This is a genomic window from Gloeothece verrucosa PCC 7822, from assembly GCF_000147335.1.
Classification (GTDB): Bacteria; Cyanobacteriota; Cyanobacteriia; order Cyanobacteriales; family Microcystaceae; genus Gloeothece; species Gloeothece verrucosa.
Map to the genome: position 1 here is coordinate 2966007 of NC_014501.1, position 24825 is coordinate 2990831.

The 24825-nt window shown below is 38.9% G+C and carries 23 protein-coding genes and 1 tRNA gene; 9 read left to right on the plus strand and 15 right to left on the minus strand.

Annotation, left to right across the window (positions count from 1 at the left end):
- Positions 1-9: 9 nt before the first annotated feature.
- A complete protein-coding gene (locus CYAN7822_RS12970; RefSeq protein WP_013322732.1) occupies positions 10-3333 on the plus strand; it encodes a PAS domain-containing sensor histidine kinase in 3324 nt (1107 codons plus the stop codon).
- Between the two features lie 21 nt (positions 3334-3354).
- Here the strand turns inward: CYAN7822_RS12970 and CYAN7822_RS12975 are convergent, their stop codons facing one another.
- From CYAN7822_RS12975 to CYAN7822_RS12985, 3 genes are all read right to left on the minus strand, one after another.
- On the minus strand, positions 3355-4986 hold the full coding sequence (locus CYAN7822_RS12975) for a tetratricopeptide repeat protein (RefSeq protein ID WP_013322733.1): 1632 nt from the start codon (positions 4984-4986) through the stop codon (positions 3355-3357).
- A 135-nt stretch (positions 4987-5121) separates the two neighbouring features.
- Entirely contained in the window at positions 5122-5715 is a 594-nt protein-coding gene (locus tag CYAN7822_RS12980) for a D-glycero-alpha-D-manno-heptose-1,7-bisphosphate 7-phosphatase (protein WP_013322734.1), read from the minus strand.
- Positions 5708-6694 carry a glycosyltransferase family 9 protein gene (locus CYAN7822_RS12985; RefSeq protein ID WP_013322735.1) on the minus strand — a complete coding sequence of 329 codons (987 nt, stop codon included), beginning with the start codon at positions 6692-6694 and terminating at the stop codon, positions 5708-5710. The genes CYAN7822_RS12980 and CYAN7822_RS12985 overlap by 8 nt, the downstream gene beginning before the upstream one ends.
- Before the next feature lie 193 nt (positions 6695-6887).
- Between CYAN7822_RS12985 and CYAN7822_RS12990 the strand changes: the two genes are divergently transcribed.
- On the plus strand, positions 6888-7715 hold the full coding sequence (locus CYAN7822_RS12990) for a DUF3598 family protein (protein WP_013322736.1): 828 nt from the start codon (positions 6888-6890) through the stop codon (positions 7713-7715).
- Between the two features lie 106 nt (positions 7716-7821).
- Here CYAN7822_RS12990 and CYAN7822_RS12995 read toward each other — a convergent pair whose 3' ends face one another.
- From CYAN7822_RS12995 to CYAN7822_RS13010, 4 genes are all read right to left on the minus strand, one after another.
- Positions 7822-8475: a sulfotransferase family 2 domain-containing protein gene (locus CYAN7822_RS12995; protein ID WP_013322737.1), complete on the minus strand. Its 654-nt coding sequence runs from the start codon at positions 8473-8475 to the stop codon at positions 7822-7824.
- A gap of 401 nt (positions 8476-8876) precedes the next feature.
- Positions 8877-10007: a glycine cleavage system aminomethyltransferase GcvT gene (gene gcvT / locus CYAN7822_RS13000; protein ID WP_013322738.1), complete on the minus strand. Its 1131-nt coding sequence runs from the start codon at positions 10005-10007 to the stop codon at positions 8877-8879.
- Between the two features lie 69 nt (positions 10008-10076).
- A complete protein-coding gene (locus tag CYAN7822_RS13005; protein WP_013322739.1) occupies positions 10077-10793 on the minus strand; it encodes a hypothetical protein in 717 nt (238 codons plus the stop codon).
- A gap of 315 nt (positions 10794-11108) precedes the next feature.
- Positions 11109-11495 (minus strand): RidA family protein, encoded by a 387-nt coding sequence (locus CYAN7822_RS13010; RefSeq protein ID WP_013322740.1) that lies wholly within the window; start codon positions 11493-11495, stop codon positions 11109-11111.
- A 47-nt stretch (positions 11496-11542) separates the two neighbouring features.
- Between CYAN7822_RS13010 and CYAN7822_RS13015 the strand changes: the two genes are divergently transcribed.
- Both CYAN7822_RS13015 and CYAN7822_RS13020 read left to right on the plus strand, forming a co-directional pair.
- The gene (locus CYAN7822_RS13015) at positions 11543-12307 is read left to right on the plus strand and encodes an SDR family NAD(P)-dependent oxidoreductase (RefSeq protein ID WP_013322741.1); all 765 of its coding nucleotides are present in this window, start codon (positions 11543-11545) and stop codon (positions 12305-12307) included.
- A gap of 317 nt (positions 12308-12624) precedes the next feature.
- On the plus strand, positions 12625-13377 hold the full coding sequence (locus CYAN7822_RS13020) for a class I SAM-dependent methyltransferase (protein WP_013322742.1): 753 nt from the start codon (positions 12625-12627) through the stop codon (positions 13375-13377).
- Between the two features lie 209 nt (positions 13378-13586).
- Here the strand turns inward: CYAN7822_RS13020 and CYAN7822_RS13025 are convergent, their stop codons facing one another.
- From CYAN7822_RS13025 to CYAN7822_RS13035, 3 genes are all read right to left on the minus strand, one after another.
- Complete coding sequence (locus CYAN7822_RS13025) at positions 13587-14906, minus strand: glycosyltransferase family 4 protein (RefSeq protein WP_013322743.1); 1320 nt, start codon at positions 14904-14906, stop codon at positions 13587-13589.
- Between the two features lie 401 nt (positions 14907-15307).
- Positions 15308-17050: an ABC transporter substrate-binding protein gene (locus CYAN7822_RS13030; RefSeq protein WP_013322744.1), complete on the minus strand. Its 1743-nt coding sequence runs from the start codon at positions 17048-17050 to the stop codon at positions 15308-15310.
- A gap of 47 nt (positions 17051-17097) precedes the next feature.
- Entirely contained in the window at positions 17098-17478 is a 381-nt protein-coding gene (locus CYAN7822_RS13035; protein ID WP_013322745.1) for a hypothetical protein, read from the minus strand.
- Between the two features lie 210 nt (positions 17479-17688).
- Here CYAN7822_RS13035 and CYAN7822_RS13040 point away from each other — a divergent pair, with 210 nt between their 5' ends.
- Positions 17689-18330 (plus strand): M23 family metallopeptidase, encoded by a 642-nt coding sequence (locus tag CYAN7822_RS13040; protein WP_013322746.1) that lies wholly within the window; start codon positions 17689-17691, stop codon positions 18328-18330.
- 87 nt (positions 18331-18417) lie between these two features.
- Entirely contained in the window at positions 18418-18639 is a 222-nt protein-coding gene (locus tag CYAN7822_RS13045; RefSeq protein ID WP_013322747.1) for a hypothetical protein, read from the plus strand.
- 20 nt (positions 18640-18659) lie between these two features.
- Here the strand turns inward: CYAN7822_RS13045 and CYAN7822_RS13050 are convergent, their stop codons facing one another.
- Entirely contained in the window at positions 18660-19439 is a 780-nt protein-coding gene (locus tag CYAN7822_RS13050) for a hypothetical protein (RefSeq protein WP_013322748.1), read from the minus strand.
- A gap of 269 nt (positions 19440-19708) precedes the next feature.
- Here CYAN7822_RS13050 and CYAN7822_RS13055 point away from each other — a divergent pair, with 269 nt between their 5' ends.
- Positions 19709-20884, plus strand: a complete 1176-nt coding sequence (locus CYAN7822_RS13055; protein ID WP_013322749.1) for a hypothetical protein — start codon at positions 19709-19711, stop codon at positions 20882-20884.
- 104 nt (positions 20885-20988) lie between these two features.
- Here the strand turns inward: CYAN7822_RS13055 and CYAN7822_RS39035 are convergent, their stop codons facing one another.
- The 3 genes from CYAN7822_RS39035 to CYAN7822_RS13065 all read right to left on the minus strand — a co-directional run bounded on the left by CYAN7822_RS39035 (position 20989) and on the right by CYAN7822_RS13065 (position 22399).
- Positions 20989-21615 carry a hypothetical protein gene (locus CYAN7822_RS39035; protein WP_049802547.1) on the minus strand — a complete coding sequence of 209 codons (627 nt, stop codon included), beginning with the start codon at positions 21613-21615 and terminating at the stop codon, positions 20989-20991.
- 35 nt (positions 21616-21650) lie between these two features.
- Positions 21651-22037, minus strand: coding sequence for a hypothetical protein (locus CYAN7822_RS39040; RefSeq protein WP_049802548.1), 387 nt, complete (start codon positions 22035-22037; stop codon positions 21651-21653).
- Positions 22038-22318: 281 nt separating this feature from the next.
- Positions 22319-22399: transfer RNA gene (locus tag CYAN7822_RS13065), tRNA-Leu, on the minus strand.
- A 172-nt stretch (positions 22400-22571) separates the two neighbouring features.
- Here CYAN7822_RS13065 and CYAN7822_RS13070 point away from each other — a divergent pair.
- Together CYAN7822_RS13070 and CYAN7822_RS13075 are read left to right on the plus strand one after the other, a co-directional pair.
- Complete coding sequence (locus CYAN7822_RS13070; RefSeq protein ID WP_013322750.1) at positions 22572-23195, plus strand: cobalt-precorrin-8X methylmutase; 624 nt, start codon at positions 22572-22574, stop codon at positions 23193-23195.
- Positions 23176-24468 carry a bifunctional cobalt-precorrin-7 (C(5))-methyltransferase/cobalt-precorrin-6B (C(15))-methyltransferase gene (locus tag CYAN7822_RS13075; RefSeq protein WP_013322751.1) on the plus strand — a complete coding sequence of 431 codons (1293 nt, stop codon included), beginning with the start codon at positions 23176-23178 and terminating at the stop codon, positions 24466-24468. Before CYAN7822_RS13070 ends, CYAN7822_RS13075 begins: the two co-directional genes overlap by 20 nt.
- On the opposite strand, the gene CYAN7822_RS13080 is transcribed toward CYAN7822_RS13075, so the two are convergent.
- Entirely contained in the window at positions 24442-24807 is a 366-nt protein-coding gene (locus CYAN7822_RS13080) for a hypothetical protein (protein ID WP_013322752.1), read from the minus strand. The genes CYAN7822_RS13075 and CYAN7822_RS13080 overlap by 27 nt on opposite strands.
- Between the last annotated feature and the right edge of the window lie 18 nt (positions 24808-24825).

The following is a 24825-nucleotide window of genomic DNA, read 5'->3' on the forward strand; positions in this document are numbered from 1 at the left end:
AATGATCTGATGGCTAAGATAGAGAATAATCTATTTGAATTGCAGTGGATGATTCCAGATCAGCCATTAATAGAAATTGTTTCTCAAACAAAGCAGATCTATATAGTAGATGCTGATCTATGGCTTGAAAATTCCCCTCAGCAATTAGAGCCGCTCGCCACTTTACAAGAATATTTATCTCCTCTAATTCGTCAAGTGAGTCCTGATCCCATCATTTTACTGACCGAGGATCGTCGCCTAGGAATAGCGGCCCTAGAGCTAGGAATAACAGATTATTGGCAAAAACAAACGTTAAAAATGGCTGTAGTAGAGCGTTCGCTCCGTTTAATTGTCAAAAATATGCAAATGCAGCAAGAATTGAGCAGCTATAAAGAAAAAACGGCAAAGGAGCCAAAAAAGGAACAGCCAACCGCCGAATTCCAAGCGGCTATTGAAGCGAATGGACAGATTTTTTATCATTGGAATTCTCAAACTAATGAGATTATCTGGAGTGGGAATATTGAGAAAATTTTGGGTTATGCTCGAGATGAAATTGTGAATCATTTAGATTGGTGGTATCAATTAATTCATCCTGAAGATCAAAGCCAATTTTCGCTATTAATTGAACGCATCCGTGAAACTCGAGAAGCGATGGCTCTAGAATACCGAGTACAACGGAAAGATGGGAGCTATATTTTAGTAGAAAATCGAGGAAATTTTTTTCTAGATAGTCAGGATAAATTGGTGCAGATGCTAGGATTTATACGCGATATCACTGAGTTCAAAAAAGCTGAAGAAGCCTTAGAAAAAAGGGAAAAAAAACTGCGCTTGCTAATGGATTCTTTACCTGTGTGTATTGCCTACACTGATGCGGAACAACGTTATCAATTTATTAATAAAAATTATGAGTATTGGTTTGGGCAAAAAAAAGAGGACATTTTTGGTAAAACTCTTGAAGAAGTTATAGGACAAAAAGCTTATAAACTTGTTAAGGATAATGTGGAACGAGTCTTAAAAGGGGAATCCGTAACCTACGAAGCAACTCTGTCTTACCAAAATGGAGGGATTCGCCATGTTTTAGGAAATTTAATTCCTGAGCGGGGAGAAGATGAGAAAATCAAAGGATATTATGCTTTAATTACAGATATTAGTGACCGTAAACAAATAGAAGACAAATTACGCTATCGTCTCGTTTTAGAAACGGCAATTACTTTAGTTTCTAAAGAGTTAGCCACTTATGAAAATGTTGATCTTAAACGAATTTTACAAATTTTAGGTATAGCGGTTAATGCCAATCGCGTCTATTTACTACGCTTTTACCATAATGCTACACAGGCGAGCATGACTCATGAATGGTGCAATAATTCCACTGAACCTGTGAGCGAACAATTTAAAACTATAAATTTATCCCCCTCTACTTGGTGGGTCAAAAAATTAAAACAATATAAAGGCATAATTCATGCCAGCTTAGATATTTTATTTGCCACTACTACAGCCCCTAAAAATAATTGGTTTTCTGAACAGCCTAGTGGTGGTATAGCCATTCCAATTTATAATAAATTTGGCAAATTATGGGGGCTAATAGGGTTTGATAGCACAGAGAATAATCCTAAAGTTGGGCCAGAAGAAGATGGTCAATTATTACAGGTGGTAGGAGATATTATTTATCGCTATCATGAGCGAATTGTCACCCAAGAAAAACTGCAAGCTTCGGAATCTCTTTACTCGAGTATTTTTAATCATTCTGCGGATGCGATTTTTCTGGTTAAGGTTTTAGGAAATGATGAATTTGTTTATGAAACGGTTAACCCGGCTTATGAGCAAGAAAGCGGCTTTTTTTTAGACCAAATTGTCGGAAAAAGTCCGAGAGAAATTTTGCCCATTAATACGGCTATTCAGACCGAACAATGGTATAGAACCTGTGTTAGGCTTAAAGAAACTTTATATTATCAAGAAAACTTAGAATTACCCATCGGGAAACGAATTTGGCGCACCAATTTAGTACCCATTGCTGATGCTCAAGGAAACATTGTTGCCATTCAAGGGAGTTCAAAGAATATTACAGAAGAACGAAAAGCCCTTGATGAACAGATTCGCCATGCTAAATATCATCGATTATTAGCGGCTCTAACCATAAAGATTCGCCAATTTTTACAGATAGAGGAAATTTTAGAAACAGCAGTCAGTGCAATTCAAGCAACTTTAAATGCGGATAGAGTGCTATTTCTAAAAATTACTTCTCGGACAACGGCTAAAGTGACTCATGAATCAGTTGGCTATGGTTATTGCAGTTTGTTGAATCAGGTTTATGAAGATGAATGTTTTCTAAATCACTATCAAACGCGATACGATTTTGGACAAATCAAAGAATGTTCTAACGTTGCTAGTGCCGAATTTAAAGACTGTTACCGAGAATTTTTACAAAAAGCTCAAATTCAGTCTTATTTGATTTTTCCTATTATTATTGAGCAATCCTTAGCCGAATCTTCTACCACTGTATTATCAGGGCTTTTATGTGTACAACAATGTAGCCATCCCCGTGAATGGACAGCCGATGAAATTGCTCTGCTTAGACAAATTTCTGAGCAGTTAAGTATTGCCCTTAAACAAGCCCAATTAAGACAACAGGAAATCGCACAAAAAGAAGAATTGGCTCGTTCTAATCAGGATTTAGAACAGTTTGCTTATATTGTCTCTCATGATTTACAAGAACCCTTGGGAATTATCGCCAGCTATGGACAATTATTGAAACGCCACTGTCAAGGACAATTAGATGCTAAAGCCGAAAAATATATCAACCAAATGCTCACATCAGTTAATCGAATGCGTCAACAAATTGACGATTTACTAGCCTATTCTCGGGTGGGAACTCGAACAAAAACCTTTCAATTAGTTGATTTAAACTGGTGTTTGAGACAGGCTATAGATAACCTGGAAATTCTGATTAAAAAAAATGGAGCAACCATTAATATTAATAGCTCTTTACCAACTTTGATGGCTGATGGCTCTCAATTAATACAATTGTGGCAAAATTTAATCAGTAATGCGATTAAATATCATGGAGAACTTCCACCAGTCATTGATATTGCTTGCCAACAGCGAGGAAATGTCTGGTTATTTTCTATTCGGGATAATGGGATTGGAATTGAGCCGCAATACTCAGAAAGAATTTTCCAAATTTTTCAACGTTTACACACTCAAGAAGAATATAGCGGTACCGGCATCGGATTAGCTATTTGCCAGCGTATTATTCAACGTCATGGTGGGAAAATTTGGGTACAATCTCAGTTAGGGAAAGGTGCTACTTTTTATTTTACTATCCCCAAACCGGGGGAAATTCGGCACGATTTTTAATTTTTGTCGGTTAACCCCCAGTTAAAGACCCCAATTTTTCAATCTTGCTTGCACTAATGGCATCGGAAACGCCACACCACAACCCAACTTATTCAAGGATAGATTCATGGGAGTATTCACCGCCGGTTGAGGGCAAAATAAACCCGCCTTAACCACCACCCCAATAACCTGTTCATTTGAGTTTAAAACAGGCCCTCCAGAATTTCCAGGTGCTAGACTGACTGATAAAAATAATGCTTGGTCTGTGGTTGATTGTACTGCACCTAAAGCCACTGACCAATCATCCCCTGTAATGGGATTTCCAATTACCGTAATCTTACTAGCGATAGGTGGCGGCTCACCAGACAAAGACAATGGCTGTATATCTTGGGGAATATTGCTAACTTCTAGCACCGCTAAATCTAACCCATCATTAGGAGCCGTTTTTTGCCAAATTTTAGCCGCTTTGCGACGACGAACTTCACCCGCTAAGGGTTGACTATAAAACTCTACCTCAATGTGAGAGTTTTCCTCCTCTTTTTGCTCTGAATTAGTAATCACATGACGGTTAGTCACTATCCACCCTTTTTTTCCTTCTCGTTTCACCAGCCATCCTGTGCCAATGCCCCGATAACTATGAGTTTTAACAATAATCTTGACAATAGAACGCTTTAATGCTATGAGTGGATCGCGTTGGCGGCTCGGGATGCGTTCAGGCATCTTTAACAGTTGTGGATTTTTGTAGATCGCTAAAGTGCGCTCAACTTCCTGTATATAAAATTTAGCGCCGCCTTCAGAAGGATCTAAAGCCCTCGCTTGACGGCATAATTTCAGAGCTTCTTCATATTGTCGTTGAGTGTGGCGAGCATAACATAAATTTTTGTAAATAACAGCCTTTTTAGGGCCAAGTCGCAGGGCTTGTTGATAAGCCGCTATAGCTTCAGGAATTTTTTGTTGTTGATATAAAACCTCTCCTAACCCATTATATAAATCTCCTCGATTAGGAGCAAGGGTAATGGCTTTGAGATAAATATTTTCGGCTATTTGAAACCTTTCTAGTTTGACGAGGGCTTGGGCGTAACGGTCAAGAATTGTAGCATTTTGCGGCTTAAGCTCGAGAGCTTTTTCATAAGCCTCACTGGCTTGTGACCATTGTTCTCCTTGGAAAAAAGCATTTCCCAAGTTAGTATAAGCAGCCGCATTTTCGGGGTCAAATTGAATAATTTGAGCAAAAACTTGACTAGCTTCTTGCCATTCTTCTTGAGAAAGTAAAGCCTCTCCTAAATTATTCTGAGCCTCTATTAACAAAGGATCAACAGAAACGGCTCTTTGATAGGCGGTAATAGCGTCTAATAAATCATTTTCTTTAGAGAGGGCAACTCCTAAACGATTTAAATCTTTTGCTAACTCGGGTTCAACATTTAAACGAGGATTAATTAAAAAAGCCTTATCATAAGCGATTAAAGCTTCTTGGAACTGTTGATTTTTCTGTAAAGCCTTTCCTAAGCGTAAATAAACTGTAGCAAAATTGGCTTGAAATCTAATCGCGGTGGAATAAGCTTCGATCGCCTGAGAAATTTGTTGTTGTTGCAAAAAGCGATCGCCCTGCATGAGATAGTATCTAGCCGCCATAGGGAGACTCACCAGAGGCACAGCCACCAACAGCGACACCATAATTATCATCCTAAAAAACTTAGGATTCGGCTTAGAAGGAGGAGAATGGCGAGGAGAGCGCATAAATTAGCACTTCAACATACAAAATCTAATAATCAAGGGTCTAAGTTTCTAATTTTTCAGATTTTTACCTGATTACTCAAGATTTTTTTTGATTTGTTTAGAGATCCATGTTACCGCCTCATTTAAATCTTTAGCAAGATAATCGGGTTTAGTGCGATGGAGATAGCCGCCTATAACCGGCTTACCTGCATTCTTACTCACCAAAACGCCTTTTAAACCAGCATTATGAGCCATATCCACATCGGTGACCTTATCGCTCACCATAAAACTTTGTTTAAGATCAAGGTCATTAGCCCATGCTGCGGCTACTAGCATACCGGTATTCGGTTTGCGCCAGCTACTCCAAGCGGTAAATTCTGGGTTAACCCCGCCGGCTGCCGGACTCAAATAAGGGCAATAATAGAGAGCATCGAGTTTTGCACCCGCTTGCTCAAATAAAAGTTGAGATAACCGTTGATGAAGGGCCTCGACATGAGAGACAGGATAATAATCCCTTGCCGGGCCGGATTGATTAGAAACCAGACAGCAGAAGATGCCTAAATTATTAAGTTTTCTAACTGCCTGGGCGACTTTGGGAATGAGGTGAAGGTCCTCAACGCGGCGAATATAACCCGCCTCTACATTGAGAACCCCATCCCGATCTAAAAAAACAGCCCGTTTAGCCACGCCACATTGCTTCAAGTATAGTTTCTGGTTTGATATCGGCAAGATTGCCGCTCTTGGATTGAATTCCAATATAACGAGTTGGATCGGGGGGTAAAAGTTTTTCGGCAACTGTGGGACCAAACAAGGCAATGGTATAAGTTCCGACGGCTACCGATAAGTGCATGGGAGGGCTATCAGTACATAACATTAGATTCGCCCCGGCAATGATCGCGGCTAGTTTCCCTACATCCGTTGGTTTTGTCACCTTAAGATTAGGATGACCTTCGAGCAACTGTTTTACCCATTGAGGGTCTTCAGGCCCTTGTAATAAAACAATGGGAAGGTCTGGCTGTTTAGCGAGAATCTCATCGACGATTTTTTGCCATTGAGGAAGAGGATAATTTTTATCTACTCCTTTAATGGCGGCTGATGTACTTGAACCGCCGTGAATGATAATGTAGCCAGTATCTTTGATCTCGAGGCGTTTTTGTTCGGCTTCGGCCCAGTCTATATCATCTTTAGGCAGGGTGACTTTTAGGGGTGGGGTAGGTGTTTGAATATCCAACCCTTGGAGTAAGTCATGATACATATAAGCCGCATACTGTTCCGTTTTCAGAGGCACAGCGTTAGTTAAAAAGATTGGGGTGCGGAACTCCTTCCGCACCGAGGTATTGGTTTTGTAACCGACTCGTACAGGGATACCATTTAACCAAAGCAGTAACCCGATAGTCCAACGTTGTGGGAGGGAGATAGCGACATCATATTCTCGATCGCGGATCACCCCTAATAAGTTAAGATAATCTGCCAAGCCATTGCGGTCTTTAAAATCAAAAAGCAGGACTTCATGAACATAAGGACAAATCCGATAAGCAGATTTAGCACGGGGTTCCACGATCACATCGAGCGTGGAGTTAGGATATTTCTGCTTAAGGTCTTCGAGGGTGGGGAAAAAGAGTATTTGGTCGCCAATTCCCCCAGGTACAAGAGCTAGTATTCGCATCTTAACAATATAGATCTTAGGTAGATCAGCTTAATTTTAGCAGTCTGTGTTGATTGGGCAAGAATAAATCTGGGGTTGGTTGTGATTTGGTGACGCTAAGAACTTGAGGGGTTGCCCAATCGGCGAGCGTGGTGTCTGCGGCTGAGAATACTCTAGGATAAAGGCAGATGCAGCGTTTTTAGTGCGGCTTTTTATGGAACTTAAACAACAAAACTGGAATAATTTTATTGCTAACCATTTGTCTAACTGGCACGGAATTTGGACAAGATATTCTCCTCAAGGAGAAATTACAGAATCTTTTCAAAGTCTTAGAGGCTTTTGTGCTAATCCAGAACAGAACGAAATTACCCAAACCAATCGTTATCAGTACGCTGATGGTAAAATCCTCGAAAAAACCTGGAAATTTGATCAGCAGTCAAATAATTTGTCTGATGGTCTATTTCATCCAGACAATGAATTGATGAGGGGAATCTTCTTTTCATCAGGTCCTGCGGCTTGGATAACAACCCAGTTAGCCCTAGACTCTTATTTGGCAGTTGAACTATTTTTTAAACAGGAGAAATTACGCCATAGTGTAGGGATTATTTATGATAAGCAGGGAAATTTATTCAGAACAGCCAATATTCGTGAAGATGCCACCGGTTTTCCTAGTCAATATTGGTCAACGCAACTCGAGCAATTGCCTCAAAGAAGTGATTCAGGTAATTGGCAAGGAACATCTGTTACCATGACTCGAGATTTAAACATTTCTGACCCTATACCGACTGGGGGACCGAACGAGTTCCGCACTGAGCTACATTGGGGTTGGAAAGACCATCAAGTTTTCTTTTTACCTGACGGGGTTTCTATTAGTTGCCCAGATAAGATTAGCCTGGGAAAATCTTTTGTTATAGCCGCCAGTTGGCTCGTTACCTCTAGCCAAAAGCAACAATTGATCGTTGAATATGACGAGTCTGGGGCTTTTTGCTCCCTGACCCTGGAATTGTTAGAGAGCGTGTTTGAGAAATTGTCAAATAAGTAAAAACATTTATAGCGTTTTTCAGTCTAGTGAGGTACAAAGTTCTTGGTTTTAGGGAACAGGGAACACCGGATCTGGGAACGTTGAACTCTAAAGAAACGCTCCCATATCAAAATCGATAGCCAAAATTATCTATATCTTTGCTAAACCATTTGGCGATGATCTCAATAGTATCATCATCGTAATATTCACGGTAGTTGCCATGTTTTGAGGAATTAATATGAGGTAAAGTAACATTTTTACCAATTTTTTTACAGACTGCCCCAAAATCTTGACTAAGATTTTCAAAACGGCAGATAAAATCTACTAAAATTTTTCCTTCATGGTCTGTAATCCAATCCAACTGAGGCATAAACATTTTAGGGCTGTCATAATAGAAGGAATCTTTATACCCGTAGGCCAATTTAACCCACTCTTTAAATTTTATTGGTTTTGCCCTTAAATTTGTCTGATTTGTTTCAACACGATAATGAAAGTGAGAAACAACTTTGTCCCAGGGATTTCTAACCGTTGTAAATTTATATACTTTATCCCACTTGTGTTGACCTATTTCGTCGATTTTTTCTAAAGCAGTTTTATGCTGAAAAGCTAAATTTAGAGCCTTTTCAATACTTCTTCCACCGGTCTTATTGATATGAATAAAGACAAAATTGTCAATATAGCGTTGACGCAAAAGTTTAGCTCGTTGATCAACATAGTAGGGAATGTATATAATGTCTGTAAGCTCTATTGATGAAACGATTTTGGGAAAAATTTTATTCATAAAAGTTTAAGACTATGTTGATTAACTCATTAGCTATTTTTAAAGACTAGCTGAATCTAAAAAACTTCATACCAGCACCAGGGCCAGTACCCTTTTAAGTGTTTTTACTTATTTTATAATTTTCCCAAGAGGCTCTCTTAGATTTTAATTAATATTTAATCTAAAGGTAAGTGATATTTTTTAATCGTGTCTTCCCTAGCGGCTTGATAAGCTGTCACGCATTTAATTTGTTCTTTGTGGGGGGGTGTAGGGGGTAGGGTGCGGGGTGTGGGGGAAGAGTTTTAGGGTTTGTTTCCTAAGATCATAATATCCAGTTTAAATGCACAACAGCTTAACAGCCTAGGAAGATTTCATTTAATATTTGCTCAACTTAAAAGTATATACAGATGAATATTTATCTTTTAACTAGCTTTATTCGGTGAACGATAAAAAGGTTTTTTAACCACTTTTCCGGGGTAAGTTTTTCCGCGAATTTCTATTTCTAATTTCTGTCCGACTTCGCTTAATTCTGTGGGAACATAAGCCAATGCCACCGGAATTCCTAAAGTGGGGGATAATGTGCCGCTCGTCACTTCTCCGACTATTTTGCTATTAGAGATCACGGGATAGCCATGACGCGCAATATATCGTCCTTCCATTTCCACCCCGACTAAGCGGCGACTGACTCCTTGAGCTTTTTGTTTTTCTAATACGGATCTACCAATAAAATCCTCTTTTAGGGTCTTTAAATGCACCAACCAGCCTAAACCGGCTTCTAGCGGCGTAGTGGTATCATCGATATCTTGTCCATATAAGGCTAAGGCGGCTTCTAGGCGAAGGGTATCTCTAGCGCCCAACCCGCAAGGGGTTACACCCGCATCTGACAACTTACGCCATAATTGTTGGGCAATCTCTGGATCTACCATGATCTCAAACCCATCCTCGCCGGTGTATCCTGTCCTAGCTATAAACCCAGGTTGATCTAATAGGGTTGCTTTCAAATGTTCAAATAGTTTAACGCCAGATAAATCTTCTTTGACGAAGGATTGTAAAAAAGATTCCGCTTGTGGACCTTGAACAGCAATTAAGGCTTTTTCTTGTGAAAGGTCGGCAAATTCTACTGACTGGGAAATATGCTCTAAGATCCAGGTTTTATCTTTCTCGGTGGTGGCAGCATTGACAATTAAGGTGACTTCTTGCTGACCATTTTTTTCGCCTTGATAGTAAACGATAATATCGTCGATGATACCGCCTTGGGGATTCAACAGAACAGTATACTGGGCTTGGCCGGCTTGGATGCGGCTTAAGTTAGAGGGGACTAACTCTTGTAACTGTTTAATAATGTCTTGGCCTTTAAAGATAAATTTTCCCATGTGGGAGATGTCAAACATACCGGCTTGGGTGCGTACTGCCTGATGTTCTTGCTTAAGGCCACTAAATTGTACTGGCATCTCCCAACCGGCAAAAGCTGTTAATTTGGCTTTTTGTTCTAGGGTGAGGGTATAGAGGGGAGTGCGTAGGAGGGGTTGAGAAGATGGGTCTGGGTTTGCCACTGCTAGTGTAAAAGTCCAAAGTTGATAGTTCTTATGATACCTGCTTGGATGACTTTCGGTTCAGGTGGTCTAATAGTATCTGCCGTTTTGGGTTGGGTTAACTCGACTGCTGATGGTTAGAGGTGTTTGCAGGGTTAAGGTTAGGTCTTGGTTAGGATTAATAGAGATCACTTCTTTGCTACCTCCGCCAAGTACGCCTGACTGAGGTAAGGCCCAACCGGCTAAGGTTCCTACGGCTGCACCGCCGAGAACTTCTAAGGCTTCTATGCGCCTATTACCGGTTACTCCAGCGATGATGGTTGCCGCACCGGCACCGGCTAATGTGCCTTTTAAGATGTCTTCGGTATTGGCACCTTTGGAGATTTTTTCGGTTTTGGTGACTACACGAGAGGTAGCATCGATCTCATAGCTTTGATTGTTGATGATTAATTCTTGAGCAACAAATTGTGACCCGTTGCCAGCCGGTTCAATTTGACCTTTTATTTCACTGCCCGCAGGAACTAGGACTGCACCGTTATTATCTGTTATGTTATAGGCCACTTGAAGAGTTACAGGCACGGTTTCGTCTTTACTAACAATGATTTTTTTAGCATCTTCATGTCTGACGGCAATTCGAGTGCCTGCGGGAATGGCTATCTGCCGTTGTCCTATCAGGGAATTTCTCTGATGATAGACGGGTTGAGCATTAGCCGGAATTAAAGGAAGCATCGGAGTTATAACCGTCGTGGTCATTAATAAGGCGATTAATCGGGATATTGTTGAGTTTGATTGATATAATTTCGCCATGATTTTTCTCCTGTGTTTTTTACTCGTTAGCTGAACTTTCTCTACTATTAGAGTAATAGGAGAAACTGAGTGATGTCAGTCCCAAAATTTAGGGTCTATAAAGGGAATTTTATAGAATACAAGTCGAAAAAAATGGACGAATTAGCAATGATTATTAATCCCTCGCTAGGCTGAATAAATAAACTTTTAGTAAGGAATTTTCGGGGATTTCTGCTGTTGTTATACCTTGAGATCTGGTCACCCGATAACTTGACAAAAATTTCCTTTCATGTCATGAATAAAGCGGCTTAAGAGTTAAAGACTATATGAGTATTTTTATTCCCCACAATAAACAATTAAATCAATTTCTACATCGCCTCCTCCAGCTAAAGCTAAAACCCCGACAGTTGTGCGCCCCGGCAACCGATTTTGAGGGAAATAAGAAAGATAAATTGCATTAACCTGTTGATAATCTCTAAAATCTGTCAGAAAAATACGCGCCATGACTACTCGCTCAAAGCTAGTCCCCGCGTGCGCCAATACGATTTTTAAATTTTCCATTACTTGGCGGGTTTGATCGGCGATCGCTCCTCGATGAATTTCACCGGTTTCGGGGTTTTCTGACAACTGTCCGGTGACAAATAAAAAATCTCCCGCACGTACGGCATGAGAATAGGGGCCAACGGGAGGTAAAGTATCTGATAAGGTGATATATTCGAGCATAAATTTAGCTAAATGTTCTATTCATCAATTTATTATTGATCGTCAGTATGGGAAGACTCAACCAGAAAGTAGCACTGATCACAGGAGTCAGTTCAGGTATTGGTGCAGCCGCAGCAAAATTATTTGCCGCAGAAGGCGCGGCTGTTTTTGGCGTTGACTGCCATACAGAAGCCGGTGAAGCTTTAGAGGAGGAATTACGACAACTGGGGCTTAGTTTTCATTTTTTTGCCTGTGATGTGGCTAATTCTTCTGCGGCTAGAGATATTGTCTCGAACTGTGGGCAAACCTATGGGCGAGTGGATATTCTCTATAATAATGCTGGTATTTCTACGGTAGAAGCTTTTACAAGCGTCAGCCAGTCCTCTCTAGAGCGCATCATGGCGGTTAATTTTATGGCGACTTTTTACCTGTGTCAGCAAGTGATTCCGGTGATGAAACAGCAGGGAGGAGGGGTCATTATTAATACTGCCTCTGAATTAGCCTTTGTTGCTCAACCGTTATTTACGGCTTACTGTGCTAGTAAAGGAGCCGTTTTGGCTTTCACTCGTTCTCTGGCCCTCGAGTATGCGGCTGATAATATTCGCATTAATGCACTATGTCCGGGTCCAATTGATACTCCGATGCTTAATGCTGAATTTAATGCTGATTCAGATCCAGTAAAAGCAAGAACAGAAAGCATTGCTACTATTCCTATAGGGCGTTTAGGGCGACCCGAAGAAATTGCTCAAGTGGCGCTATTTTTAGCCAGTGATGCACCTCAATTGATGCACGGCGCTTCTTTGTTAGTAGATGGAGGGAAAACTATTGTTTAATTATTGGTAATTTTGATCTCCCTAAATTCCCCTTCTGGCGGACTTTTAAGGAAATTGTGGATATATATAAAGTTCACGCTTGTCAAAAGTGTAAAGAGCAATGAAGAGGTCATTAAGCCGAAACCTCAGATTGCCATTATCTTTTTAGTCGTCAATCTTTCCCACTGCCGAAGGGTTTTTTTTCGCTTTTTTTTTCTTTAAATTTACTAGACTTAAAATTTTTCAACAATAATTATTGTAATTTTTTGCTCATAAGAGTTATAATAAATCCTATAGATTTACTGTTTTTTTAAGAAGGCAAAGGGCTTGACAAACTTATGACTAATTCACCCATTAAGATTACTATCAAAAAAGATGAGTTTAATAAGGCTTATGAACAAACTGTAATAAAAAATAATTTTTTTGAAGTAAGTTCTTATTATGAAAATTATCGTCCTCGATATTTCAATACACTTAAATTTATAGAGAAATTCACTTTACCAGAATCCCCTAAAATTTTAGAAATAAGCGGAGGACAGATTAGTCTCCTCTTAAAAGAAATGTTTAATTTTGATTGTACTGTTGCCGATGTTAATGATCAATATAAACAGGGAATAATAGACCAAGGTATAAATTTTTTAGTTTGTGATTTATTGCATGACGATATTCTTGTAGAAAGCTACTATGATTTAATAGTAATGTGTGAAGTTATTGAGCATTTACCAGTTCCACCCAACCTAATTTTAGAGAAACTAAAAAAATACTTGAAACCGGGTGGGTGGCTTATTCTAACAACTCCAAACTTCTATCGTTTCAGAAATTTGGTAAGGATGATAACCGGGACACCAATTTTTTGTCCTTTCTTTCAACCTCGCCGGGGGGAAGCCATTGGACATTTTATCGAATATAGTAAAGAAAATTTGCAATGGTCTTTAGAAAAAGCTGGATTTAAATCTGTTCAGATTGAATATAGACAGCTTGATTTTTCTGGCGCAACTCTCCTAACAAAGTTAGCTAGAATAATAATAAGCCCCTTGTTTATACGTCCTCTGTGGCGAGACAATTTAGTGGCAAATGCACAGAAACCTTAGGTATGCACTTTGATTGTCTAGAGAGAACGCCGATCCACAGATAAGGGAAAATTATAATTATACGCTGTGCGTCCGTTTTCCGCTTCTCTCTAAACAACGTTCCTGTTGACTTTTGGGCGAGTGGGAAGGCCAACACCGAGCGACAGTTAATGTTCGCTCTTTCTCGTGACCAACCACTTTTGAGTGTACCCATAACTTTAGCCTTTAGTTTACGCCTCAACTTTTTTTAGTGCAAGATCTGAGTTTAAAGTCTTATCTGCTTTTTGCTTGACTAAATCTTCGTATATTTCCCTAATTTTTTCGGCTTTTCTTCCCCATTCAAAGTCTTTTACTCTTTCAACACACTTGAAAGACATTTGATTTCTTAAAGTTTGATCATTCACTAATATTTGAATTTTATCAGCTACTTCTCTAACCACATATTCTCTAGAGCTTGGCTCTATCCTAAATCCGGTTTCTTCAGTTACATATTCACCAATTCCTCCGTTATTAACCACAATACAAGGAAGGCCACAAGCCATAGCTTCTAGAACGACGGCTCCTCCAAATTCTCTGATAGAAGGAAAACAAAAAATATCTGAATTTTTGTAATATTGGACAATATCCTGTGATTTGACCCAGCCAGTAAATTTGACCAAACTTTCAAGCTTAAGCTCTTTTACTTGTTGTTCTAAAGGTTTTTTTTCTGACCCATCACCCACAATAGTTAAACGAATTTTATTTTGGATTTCTTGATCGAGTTGACTGATCGCTTCGAGCAACATATCGGCTCCTTTATAGGGCACCAATCGTCCGACAAAAAGTAAATTGATATAATTCAAATTTTTAGGAGCATTTTGAGTTTCTATAAATTCTTGTTTTATGCCATTTTCATAAAAGAGGCTAATTCTGTTATCTGGTATTGAAAATGTATCTTTAAGCCAATTTAGCGTATAAGTTGACCCGGATAATACCTTGTCGGCTTGTTGATAAGTTTCTACATAACCGGGTATTAAGGCTCGTCCCACTGCTCTTAAAAAGTTAAAATAGGCAAATTCTTGCCTAGCTACTTTTTGAAAACCCGGAGGAAAGGGAACGCCGCCGTTTACTGGCCCTAAAAGAAAAGGAGTATTATGACAAGCCTTAATAATTTTAACTGGATATCTTGGCATCATTGGCGTTATGGCATGAACAATGTCATAATCTCCTTTAGATACTGAAATATGAAATTGTTGATAAACCTGGTTGTTAAACTCTTCATAAATTGGATAACATAAAGCGTTATATAAAGGCCAGTTTACCCGGCCTTGAAAGGTTATACTAGAAACGAGCTTATGATAAATGGGGCTGAAGGAACCTTCGTGTATATAAATAATATTTTTATGTTCGGGAAATTTCTGTAAAGCTTCTTCATTTCTCCCATGAGTGACTAATGTACAATCTACTAGCTGGCTAATTTCTTTGTAATAATTATATCCTACTAAAGGAACAGATGACCATTCAGGATTACATTGTTCTATGATGAGTAAAACCTTTAATTTTTTCTTCATTATATTGACCTTATTTTGTCCTATATGAATAGCAGAGCTTAAATCAATAAGCTATGTTTTAATTAAAGTATCAAAAAAATTTAAAGATTTTATGAGGTTTAAGCGAGATATATCTTTATATCATGACTCTCGCGTTCCTGTGGCGATAAGAAAAGCTGAGCATTCGTAGGATGGATTAGGTACGGAGATAATTTTAAAGTTTGGCTATTTCTTTTTACATTTCTTAACATCGTGTTCACGCGCACAAAGTGAGGCGAAACCTAGTGGCGCGAAGTGCTTCTTGATTTATGTCGGTGGTACTTATAAGATGTTACCAAAGTTTGAGCGGCAGGTTACGACGCAGAGCAAAACTGACTCGTTAATCAGAAAAATTATCCCCGTGCCTAACCGAGACGACAAAATCACTGCTCACTAATTTTGATTTCATCAATATTCCAGAATGCACCGCCAAGGGCACAATAATCAATCTTATCAAAGCGATTTCGCACTGCCGACATAGAATAGGGATTCACTAAATAAATATAGGGTAAATATTGCTCAATTAATTCCTGAGATTTGGCATAAATCGCTTTACGTTTTTCGGGGTCTAATTCTTGTGAACCCTGTACATATAACTGCTCAATTTGCTTTTCCCAATCTGCCGCTTCCCAACCAGTTAAGGATTTACCTTGTTGGTTAAACGTATGTAATTGACCATCGGTGTACCAAAGATTAGGCGAATGAGGTTCATTTCCTCCAGTAAAACCGAGAAGATGAGCTTCCCAGTCTAAAGTGTTACTCAATTTATCCACCAATACCCCAAAAGCTAAAGGACTAAAATCCACTTGAATTCCAATTTTAGCCAAGTCTTGTTTAATTTGCGCTCCCATAGCTTCTCGGGTTTTATTGCCGGCATTGGTAATTAAACTAAATTTAACTGGGTTTCCGTCAGCATCTAACAGTTTACCTTGACTATCATATTTAAATCCTTCTTTTAGTAATAATTCTTTGGCTTTCTCAGGATTATAGTCATAGCCTTTTAAGTTTTGATCATAATAGGGAGATTGAACAGAAATATCTGATTTTTGGGGTTCTCCTAAGCCGCGAAAAATATTATTAATCATTCGAGGTCGATCGATAGCATAAGCAACGGCTCGTCTAAAATTAACATTATTAAACCATTTAGATTTAATGGGATCAACTAAGGGTTTACCATCTCGTTTGGCTTTGTTGAGATTGAAGCCTAAAAAAGTGGTTCCGTAAGCAGGCCCTCCATTATAAATGGCAAAATTTCCTCGCCCTTCTTCTTGCTTCAGTAAAGAAAAATATTCAGGAGAAACGCCAATTGAGTCTAAACTACCCGAGCGAAATTGTAATAAGAAGGTATCCTGAGATTCCACAATTGCCCAGACAATTTCATCAATATAAGGTAAGGGGTTATTGTCTGCATCTTTTTTCCAGTAATAGGGATTTTTTTCAAATCGTATGCGCTGACTTGTGGAATATTCTTTAAGTTTATAAGCTCCATTAACCACAATTTTTTCCGGAGGCGTATCTACTCCCCAAATGGTGAGAAAAGTGGGATTGCCTTGTGCATCGGTTTTTTCTACTGTTTCTTTTAAAATATGAGCCGGTAAAATGGGCACTTCGGCTATATCAAAAAATGGGGCAAAGGGTTCTTTAATAATAAATTCTATTTGACGATCATTCAGCTTGCGAATAATCGGCAATTCCCCACTTTTACCTATTCTCATGGAATCTCGGTAATTGTTAGGAATTTTGGGATTTAAATAAAGTTTATTATAGCTAAATATAACATCATCAGCAGTCAAGGGTTGACCATCAGACCATTTTAAACCTTCTCTAAGAGTGAAGGTAATTTTTAATTTATCATCAGAAACGGTCCAAGATTCAGCTAAAGCAGGTTCTTTTTTGCCTGTACAAGGATTTTCCGTAATCAGTCCTTCATAAATCAACCCAAACACATTAGGAGATTCTTGAGAAAGCACAGCATTAAAGGTTTTTGGGTCGCTTAAGATAGCTTGCACCACTTGATTTTTATCGGTAGGGGGAGCGCAAGCGGCTAGAGAAAAACAGGTGACAATAACACAGGTTAAAATAATACACCGAGTTAATGTTTTTTGAAAAAAGTTAGGAAGTTTCATTGAGGTAAAATTTAGCTGATGAAAAACGACTGACGGGTGACGGGTAACTATTTAATACTATCTCGTCGTCCCAGTTCATAAACCCCAAAAGCAATACAGGCCATTATCCCCATGCTAACTGACCAACTGCGCCCTAGACCCAGTTCTACTCCCCAATTACAAAGACTGCCGATGGCTAAAAAAGGGACTATACTAAAAACCGAAGCATAAAAGGCGTTTTGAGATTCTCTTGCTTGACGGGTCTTTTCAAATTCTTCTTGTGAGATATATAACGATCTCTCAGCAAAATTAAACCAACGATTCAACCCTTCAATGATCCAATCTTTAAAGCTTGATAATCCAATATATAACGCCAATGACCACAGACAAGCACCTGCGATCATGACAGTATCAAATTCTATTTGGAAGGGGATGATTTCATTGATCATGTTCAGTCAGTTGTCAGGGGGAAGAATCTACTTTTTAGAATTTTAACAATTATTCTCAAGAATTTCCCCATCGACGGCAAAAGCGGTTATCATTGCTCAATGTATTTCTTCAAGAACCTCCTCAGTTGAGTGAGGAGATTTTAAATGAGTCAGTTCAACCAGAAAAAAGAGTTAATCCGGCCGCGACAATTCCCTGTGAGGAGTGTATTTATGGGTAAATTCAACTTATTAAGACAGAAATTTATTCTTTCTCGTTTCCGTTGTGATCGCTTTGTTCTGCTCACTTTGGTGAGTCTTTTATTTGGCCTATCTATAGGGAGTTTTAAACCGTTTCCTCTTTTTGCTCAAGATGTGGCGCTTCGGTCGGTTCCAGGTCAAAATCCTTGGCAATATGCCTCTTTTCCGGTAGAAAACTTTCAAACTTATACTTCGGGTTTCGGTTATCGAGTTTCTCCGGTTACCGGCAAACAACAATTTCACGCCGGGTTAGATATAGCCGCACCTTTGGGGAGTTATGTTCGCAGTTGGTGGTCTGGCCGAGTGGTAGAGTTATCGGATAATACGGGTTGTGGAACTATGATTAAAATTCAATCCGGTCTGTGGACTCACATCTATTGTCATCTGATGGGAAAGGTAGAGTCTTCACCCCAAGGGACTTATTTAATTGATCGTGAAGGGGGTATTATTATTTGGCTAGGTCAAGAAATTCCGGTAAGTGCCAGAATTGCCCGAGTGGGGATGACGGGTAATACCACAGGCCCTCATCTTCATTGGGGTTTAATGTATGCTAATCAGTATCTTGATCCGGCTTTGGTGTTGCAAGAAATGTATAAAGATCGAGCCGCAAGGTAGTTGGGTTATTGATTGGCTATCGTTCTTTTTCGTGAGAGAACATTTATACTTTCTAATATAGATAGATTAGAAAAGCTTGACTTACCTATGTCTCTTGAATTAATGCTGGATAATATTAGAAGAGAATGGTCAGGTTCGGGACAAGATACAATCGAACAGTTGTTAAATTATGTTTATTCAACTGCGCCCATGATCGAAGTCAAAGACAATCGTCGGGAACTCGTTCGGTCCCCCAATCAACCTAATGAAAAAATTCGGCTGAATCTCCAAAAAGAAAGAGAGAAATTAATGGATGAGTTAGGAGTATAGATTGGAGTTAGCTTTTAGAATTAAAATCCTCTTTTAGAAAGGTATTTCCAACCTATCATCTGAGTAAATGCTCTAGCACCATCTATATTACAAATTTTTTTGATGGTTTCTTTCTCTTGCTCGGTTAAAAGCTTACCGGATTTAAATTGCGGCGGCGATATACCTTGCTCATCACTGATCGAGGGCGGCTCAAAATAGCCATGAAAATTAAATTCTTCTCCTTTTATGTGTAATTGATATTCATACAGCCATCTCTTGTTTTCCCGACGAACTTTCTTAGTTTCTGTGATATTTTCTTGATTATCTTTGAGCCACTTTTCTTTAATGTCATAAGCAAAAACCACACAAGCTCGATCCCGTCCATCGGGATATTCTTTATAAAAATAAGGAGTACCATGTATAGTATCATAGCTTGGCTGTATGGTTCCTAGCTCTTTGATCCAAGAATTCATGGTTCTAATTCCATGCGCGATAGCTAAAGCTTCAGAAGGATATTGTTGTTGCCATTGATGCCAGCGCTTTTCTTGAAGTGTTGCCCATTCTTTGCGTCTTTGTTCTTTCATTTGACGTTGAATTTGGGGATTAATCACTTTTTTCGTATTCCGAAAATACTTAACTCCAAAAGTGGTTGATAATTCCTTGCCCCATTTATTAGCCGTTTGAACTTTTATATTAGGGGTAAAAATTTCTAAAATTGTACCGGCTTTTAGGTCCACTACTCCTAATTGATAATGAGGTTGTACATGAATTCTAACAATACCATGCTCTTCGGGGATTAATTCGGTTTTTGGAGGTTTCATTGATTTTTTTCCTCAGTCTGTTGACTTTTGTGTGAACTCTAAGGTGAGAAAATCGAGAATATATTAAGATGCGTTTTTTATAAAAATTATAACTGTTATAATCTCTAAAATACAAGTTTTTTTTAACTATGTTTACAAAGTCAACCGCTAAATATGATAAATTAGAAATAGCCTATTAAGCCAAGTTTTGTTATCTTGAAAAAATAATCTTCGCTCTTTTGGGCTTTTAGGCTCATCAAAAAAGTTTTTGAAAAGAGGGGAAAATACCCATGAATGATCGGATAAATAGCGGCGAATATACCCTAGGAATAAACGCGAATGAAACGGCAAAAAAATCCTTTTATCGAGTAGCTAGTCGGGTTAACAAAAGTGAGCTATTAAAATTTATCACTGAGCTAGGCATTGAGATAGATAGCAAGCTTAAAAAAGAAGAATTATTGAATTTTATTTGTCAATTATCCTCAAATCAGTTAATTTATTTTACTGAAAAACATAAAAATGTTTTTGCTCTTTATCCTAATGAGCTTGAAGAGTTTCTAGGTTGCTCACACAACGAGCGCAAACGTTGGCAAGAAGAAGGAAAGTTAAAAATTATCGAGTACCGTGAGTTTGATTATGGAGAGTTTCCGGTTTATGATTGTTTAGATAGTCTATTAATTACGCCGAAAACTGTAGAGCAATGGCGAAAGGACTATCAAGAGAAAGTGGCTGGCAACCGAAGTCGAGGCGCAAAAAAAGCACAAGAAACTCACAAACTGAATTCAGTCAAAAAGCAAATTTTTAAGTTTCAGTATGAAGAGGCGATCACCAATTGGAAAAGTCGAGCGGCTGACGCGATAGGTACGCTAAAACTGGCTTATTGGACGATGTATTTATCTAGATTAGCTAAATATTTTCAGTTCAAGGCTATAAATGCTATTAAATATGAGGATGTTTATCGTCAAAAATCTCAGGATTATTATGAACTAAAAAATAAGGCTATCGCTATTTTAGTTCGCTCCCCTTATGCGGAGCTAGGATATTATATACCCTCTGAACCGGATAAAATTTCTTATTATTATTATTGGTCTTATCCCAATGAAATCAATGAAGAACGCTTTTACCGTATCGTTGATTATCGAGATAATGGAAAAGTGCAGGTGGAAGTAGAAGTTAATCGCCAAAAAAATTATTATTGTCTGTATTATTTGTGTTTAAGAGTTACAGGAATTGAGGAAACTTTTTCTTTTCATACTCCCAAGGATATTGGTGATAAATTTTTCCCGCCAGGGGAGTCTTTACCTTTAGTTGACCATGAAGAGTCAGAAGGTTTGTTTCGCTTCGGACGACCGTTAAATGAAAGTGAATTGGTGACTCATACTGAAAAAGTGATTCTGAAGTATTTTGAAGAATCTTTGACAACTTTTGAGGATGATTTTGTTGAAGATAGTCTAAAAATTAAATAAAAATTAAGCCATCAATTTGTTGCTGCGGCTTGAGTTTTGCAAGAAATGTATAAAGCTCAAGCGGTAAGGTATTTGGGTTTTAGGAGTTAGATAGTAGCTATTTTTCAGTTTATGAAAGTACGGTAAGCTTGATCTGGATGTGTAGGTTGATCGGGATATCGTAGTTCTAACAAGTTTTCTTTTACCATTTTACTTAAATAACTCGTTCTCAACCTGTCAGGGGAACGATTAAGAATTTCAGCTAGTTGTTGCTGAGTTAAAAATCTGCCTTGACAAACTTTTAAGATGATTTCCTGCATAAGTTGTGGTTGAACTTTCTTTTTATATCTCACAGGTGCAGCGAGTGCTTTAAGACTCTCGAACTGATCGGAGTTATCACTGAAATGATCGGAGCTATCAGTCAAATGATCGGAGTTATCACTGAAATGATCGGAGTTATCACTGAAATGATCGGAGCTAGTGGCCAAATGATCGGAGCTAGTGGCCAAATGATCGGAGCTAGGTTGAGAAAATTCTCTGTCTGGGAGCATTGAAAACAGTGACATTTGACTTTTGCGGTTTGAGGTTGGCAGACTGTAGTGTGTTCCACGACCTCGACCAAATTTTTCTAACCATCCATTATCCACCAAATGTTTAAGACAGTCTCCAATGTCTCTAGGATGTTTGTTACTGTAACATTGAACATCGCCGTTATTAATTTCTCCAAGGTAATGCGCTAGTACCAAAATCATTCGCTTTAATTCAGAAAGATAGCAATAGTTATCTCCTACAATCTCTCGTAATTCCTTTTCAATATTTTCAGGCGGCCAGGATTAGAAAATATAAATAAATCTTTATATTTGATAATTTTTAAAGATCGAGTTGATGAGTGATCAGCATGAATTAAAGTATTGACTAATGCTTCTCGAAGTGCCTCATGGACATGAGTTTCTTCTTTACGAACTGCATCTTTATCGAGTTGAAAGGGAACATTCAAATCACTAACTAAACGTTGATAAACCCGATAGTAAAAGTTAAAAAGATTAGCTTCCCATTTACCATCAAGAGTAACGCGATAAGTCCAACGTTGCTCTGGATCGTCAGATAATATTTCTTGATAGTCTAAATGATAGTGACGAATAGCATCTTGAATACTACGTTCACGACCGAACATTAATAAACCAGCTATAGTTAATCCTTCCTGGCCATAGGTCTTTAGGTAAATTGTCTTCAGCCGCTTTACATTCAAAATCTTGGCCTTCGCCTATCTCAAGTTTTTCAAGTAAAGTATCTAATTCCATAACTGGCGATCACGGTTTAGGCTAAATGCTATGTGTTTTGTTGAGCAATTTTATTATTTCCTCAAACCATTTTAAATTAACATCTTTAACCCGCGCAGGTGGGCGAGAGTTCCTAGATTGTTTCCCTTCAGGGTTCGGGTATTTTAGGGTTAAATGCGGATGAAGAGACTCGAACTCTTACGTCAGAGACACTGGAACCTAAATCCAGCGCGTCTACCAATTCCGCCACATCCGCGATTTTTGCACCGTCTTCAATTATAGCAGAACCTACCCCCAATTTGACAAGGGGTATTTAAATAATTTACGGTAATGACTAATGCTTGGTGGGTTACGGCGCACCCATCAACTTATTGGTTTTTCCTAAAAATCATCCGCAGTGCTTAACCCACCCTACAAACTAACCACTAATGACTCAATTAAACCACCCCATTCTAGAAAAAAGCTTTGCCATCATTGATGCTGAAGTTGGGGAACATCATTTAAGTTCCCAAGAATACGCCATCGCCCGCCGAGTTATTCATACCACCGCAGACTTTGACTACCTGAACCTATTACAGTTTAGTTCCAACGCCATCGCAAGCGGCATTAACGCCCTCCGTCAGCGCACCCCCATCATCACCGATGTCACCATGATTAAACAGGGCATTATCACCCTTGTGTCAAAAACCTTTCAAAACCCCATTATCGCCGCAGTAGAACAAGCTTCTATCGCAGATAGCGGCAAAACTCGCACTGAAACCGGACTCCTTCGCACTTACTCACAATACCCCCAAGGAGTTTATCTCATCGGAAATGCCCCCACTGCCCTATTAGCCCTCTGTGATCAGGTCGCCGAGTCCCCCATTAAACCTGCATTAATCATCGGTGCTACAGTAGGATTTGTATCTGTGGTAGAGTCAAAACAGGCATTAGCCGCCTTAGATGTGCCTCAAATACGAGTACAAGGACGCAAAGGCGGTTCCCCTGTCGCCGCCGCTATTCTCAATGCCTTATTAGTCTTAGCATGGGACCATGATCAATCATCAAGATAAAATTCATGTCGTTGGTATAGGATTAGATGGATCACTAGGACTAACCGACAAAGTACGACGACTAATAGAAGAAGCGACTTTTTTAGTGGGAAGTCAGCGCCACCTCAGTTATTTTCCTCATCATCCCGCCCAAAAAGTTATTTTAGGGAATTTTTTAGAGGCTATTGTTGATATTCGTCGCGCTTTCCAAGAAGGAAAAAGAATCGTTATCTTAGTGAGTGGAGACCCGCTTTTTTTTGGCTTGGGGCGCTTACTCTTAGAAAAATTTCCCTCAGATCTATTAAACTTTCATCCTCATCTTAATTGTGTTCAATTAGCCTTTAACCGCCTAAAAATTCCTTGGCAAGATGCAAAAATTTTTAGCGCACACGGACGTTCTTTAGATGAGTTAAGTTTGTTGCTACAACAGGGTGAGGAAAAAATTGCTATTTTAACGGATGGAGATAATAGTCCTAGTGCTATCGCTCGATTTTATCAGAGTTTAGCGTTACCTATTCCCTATCAATTTTGGGTCTGTGAAAATTTAGAAGCCGCCCAAGAAAAGATTTATCAGTTTTCCCCAGAAGAAATTGCTACCCTGGCGAGTTTATCAGATAATCACTTTGCCGCCTTAAATGTGGTTATCCTAATTCGTCAGCATAATCTCTCAGAAAATCCCCTACTCCTGAACAATTTACCTTTAATTGGACTGTCCGATCAAACCTTTATTAGTTTTAGTGATCGCCCCGGACTGATGACTAAGCGAGAAATTCGCCTAATGATCCTAGGAGAATTGGCTTTACAACCCGGTCAAATTGTTTGGGATATTGGGGCGGGAACGGGTTCAGTTTCTTTAGAAATTGGGCGTTTATGTCCGACTTCTCAAGTCTATGCTATTGAAAAAACGGCGATGGGTATTACCCTAATTGAACAAAACCGTCAACGTTTACAAGTCAATAATGTTATTCCTATTGCGGGAACTGCCCCAGAAATTTTGCATCAATTACCTCAACCTCAACGGATTTTTATTGGCGGCAGTGGCGGCAATTTACGAAATATATTAGAGGTTTGTGGGGATAAACTGGCGGCTAATGGGTTAGTGGTTTTAGCCTTTGCTACTGTAGAACATATTAATGAAAGTGTTCAGTGGTTTAGTCAAAATAATTGGCATTATAGGCTGTTACAAGTTTCTATTTCTCGCTCGGTCGCGGTGGGAAAGTTTACCCGTTTTTCTCCTCTTAATCCAGTTACTATTATTACAGCCAATTTATCGTTGCATTTTTTTCATGAATAAATATTTATCAGGAGGCAAAGATTCACCGCTCTTTTTCTTTTCTCGCGTTTCATCAGCTAGGGATTTTAGTTTATCCTGTGCGTGTTCTCGCGCTTTATCTATTAATTGTGAGCCTTCTTCTCCTACCTGAAATCTTTGTTTAACATTCTCTTTTTGCTCATTCTGAACGATAGTATCTGCGGCTTGTTCGCTTTTTTGAGCGGCTTTTTCAGGATTTAAAGATTCTGCATTTGCTAAGGGTAAGTTGACAGTAGCCAAAACTAAAATTATCTCTAATCCTACAATAAACAACCGTTGCAAAAATTTTATTTTTTTTGTCCAATTAATAATATTTTTCATTCTGCAAAAAATTAATAA

Bases quoted from the DNA above. Each gene is read 5' to 3' on its own strand.
- CYAN7822_RS12990 (WP_013322736.1), top strand. From the start codon at position 6,888: ATGGAACTTAAACAACAAAACTGGAATAATTTTATTGCTAACCATTTG.
- CYAN7822_RS13005 (WP_013322739.1), bottom strand. From the start codon at position 10,793: ATGGCGAAATTATATCAATCAAACTCAACAATATCCCGATTAATCGCC.
- CYAN7822_RS13070 (WP_013322750.1), top strand. From the start codon at position 22,572: ATGACTCAATTAAACCACCCCATTCTAGAAAAAAGCTTTGCCATCATT.
- CYAN7822_RS13050 (WP_013322748.1), bottom strand. From the start codon at position 19,439: ATGAAACCTCCAAAAACCGAATTAATCCCCGAAGAGCATGGTATTGTT.
- CYAN7822_RS13045 (WP_013322747.1), top strand. From the start codon at position 18,418: ATGTCTCTTGAATTAATGCTGGATAATATTAGAAGAGAATGGTCAGGT.
- CYAN7822_RS12985 (WP_013322735.1), bottom strand. From the start codon at position 6,694: ATGCGAATACTAGCTCTTGTACCTGGGGGAATTGGCGACCAAATACTC.
- CYAN7822_RS13075 (WP_013322751.1), top strand. From the start codon at position 23,176: ATGATCAATCATCAAGATAAAATTCATGTCGTTGGTATAGGATTAGAT.
- CYAN7822_RS12995 (WP_013322737.1), bottom strand. From the start codon at position 8,475: ATGAATAAAATTTTTCCCAAAATCGTTTCATCAATAGAGCTTACAGAC.
- CYAN7822_RS13055 (WP_013322749.1), top strand. From the start codon at position 19,709: ATGAATGATCGGATAAATAGCGGCGAATATACCCTAGGAATAAACGCG.
- CYAN7822_RS12970 (WP_013322732.1), top strand. From the start codon at position 10: ATGGCTAAGATAGAGAATAATCTATTTGAATTGCAGTGGATGATTCCA.
- CYAN7822_RS13035 (WP_013322745.1), bottom strand. From the start codon at position 17,478: ATGATCAATGAAATCATCCCCTTCCAAATAGAATTTGATACTGTCATG.
- CYAN7822_RS13015 (WP_013322741.1), top strand. From the start codon at position 11,543: ATGGGAAGACTCAACCAGAAAGTAGCACTGATCACAGGAGTCAGTTCA.
- CYAN7822_RS12975 (WP_013322733.1), bottom strand. From the start codon at position 4,986: ATGGTGTCGCTGTTGGTGGCTGTGCCTCTGGTGAGTCTCCCTATGGCG.
- CYAN7822_RS39035 (WP_049802547.1), bottom strand. From the start codon at position 21,615: ATGATTTTGGTACTAGCGCATTACCTTGGAGAAATTAATAACGGCGAT.
- CYAN7822_RS13030 (WP_013322744.1), bottom strand. From the start codon at position 17,050: ATGAAACTTCCTAACTTTTTTCAAAAAACATTAACTCGGTGTATTATT.
- CYAN7822_RS39040 (WP_049802548.1), bottom strand. From the start codon at position 22,037: ATGTTCGGTCGTGAACGTAGTATTCAAGATGCTATTCGTCACTATCAT.
- CYAN7822_RS13080 (WP_013322752.1), bottom strand. From the start codon at position 24,807: ATGAAAAATATTATTAATTGGACAAAAAAAATAAAATTTTTGCAACGG.
- CYAN7822_RS13010 (WP_013322740.1), bottom strand. From the start codon at position 11,495: ATGCTCGAATATATCACCTTATCAGATACTTTACCTCCCGTTGGCCCC.
- CYAN7822_RS13020 (WP_013322742.1), top strand. From the start codon at position 12,625: ATGACTAATTCACCCATTAAGATTACTATCAAAAAAGATGAGTTTAAT.
- CYAN7822_RS13040 (WP_013322746.1), top strand. From the start codon at position 17,689: ATGGGTAAATTCAACTTATTAAGACAGAAATTTATTCTTTCTCGTTTC.
- CYAN7822_RS13025 (WP_013322743.1), bottom strand. From the start codon at position 14,906: ATGAAGAAAAAATTAAAGGTTTTACTCATCATAGAACAATGTAATCCT.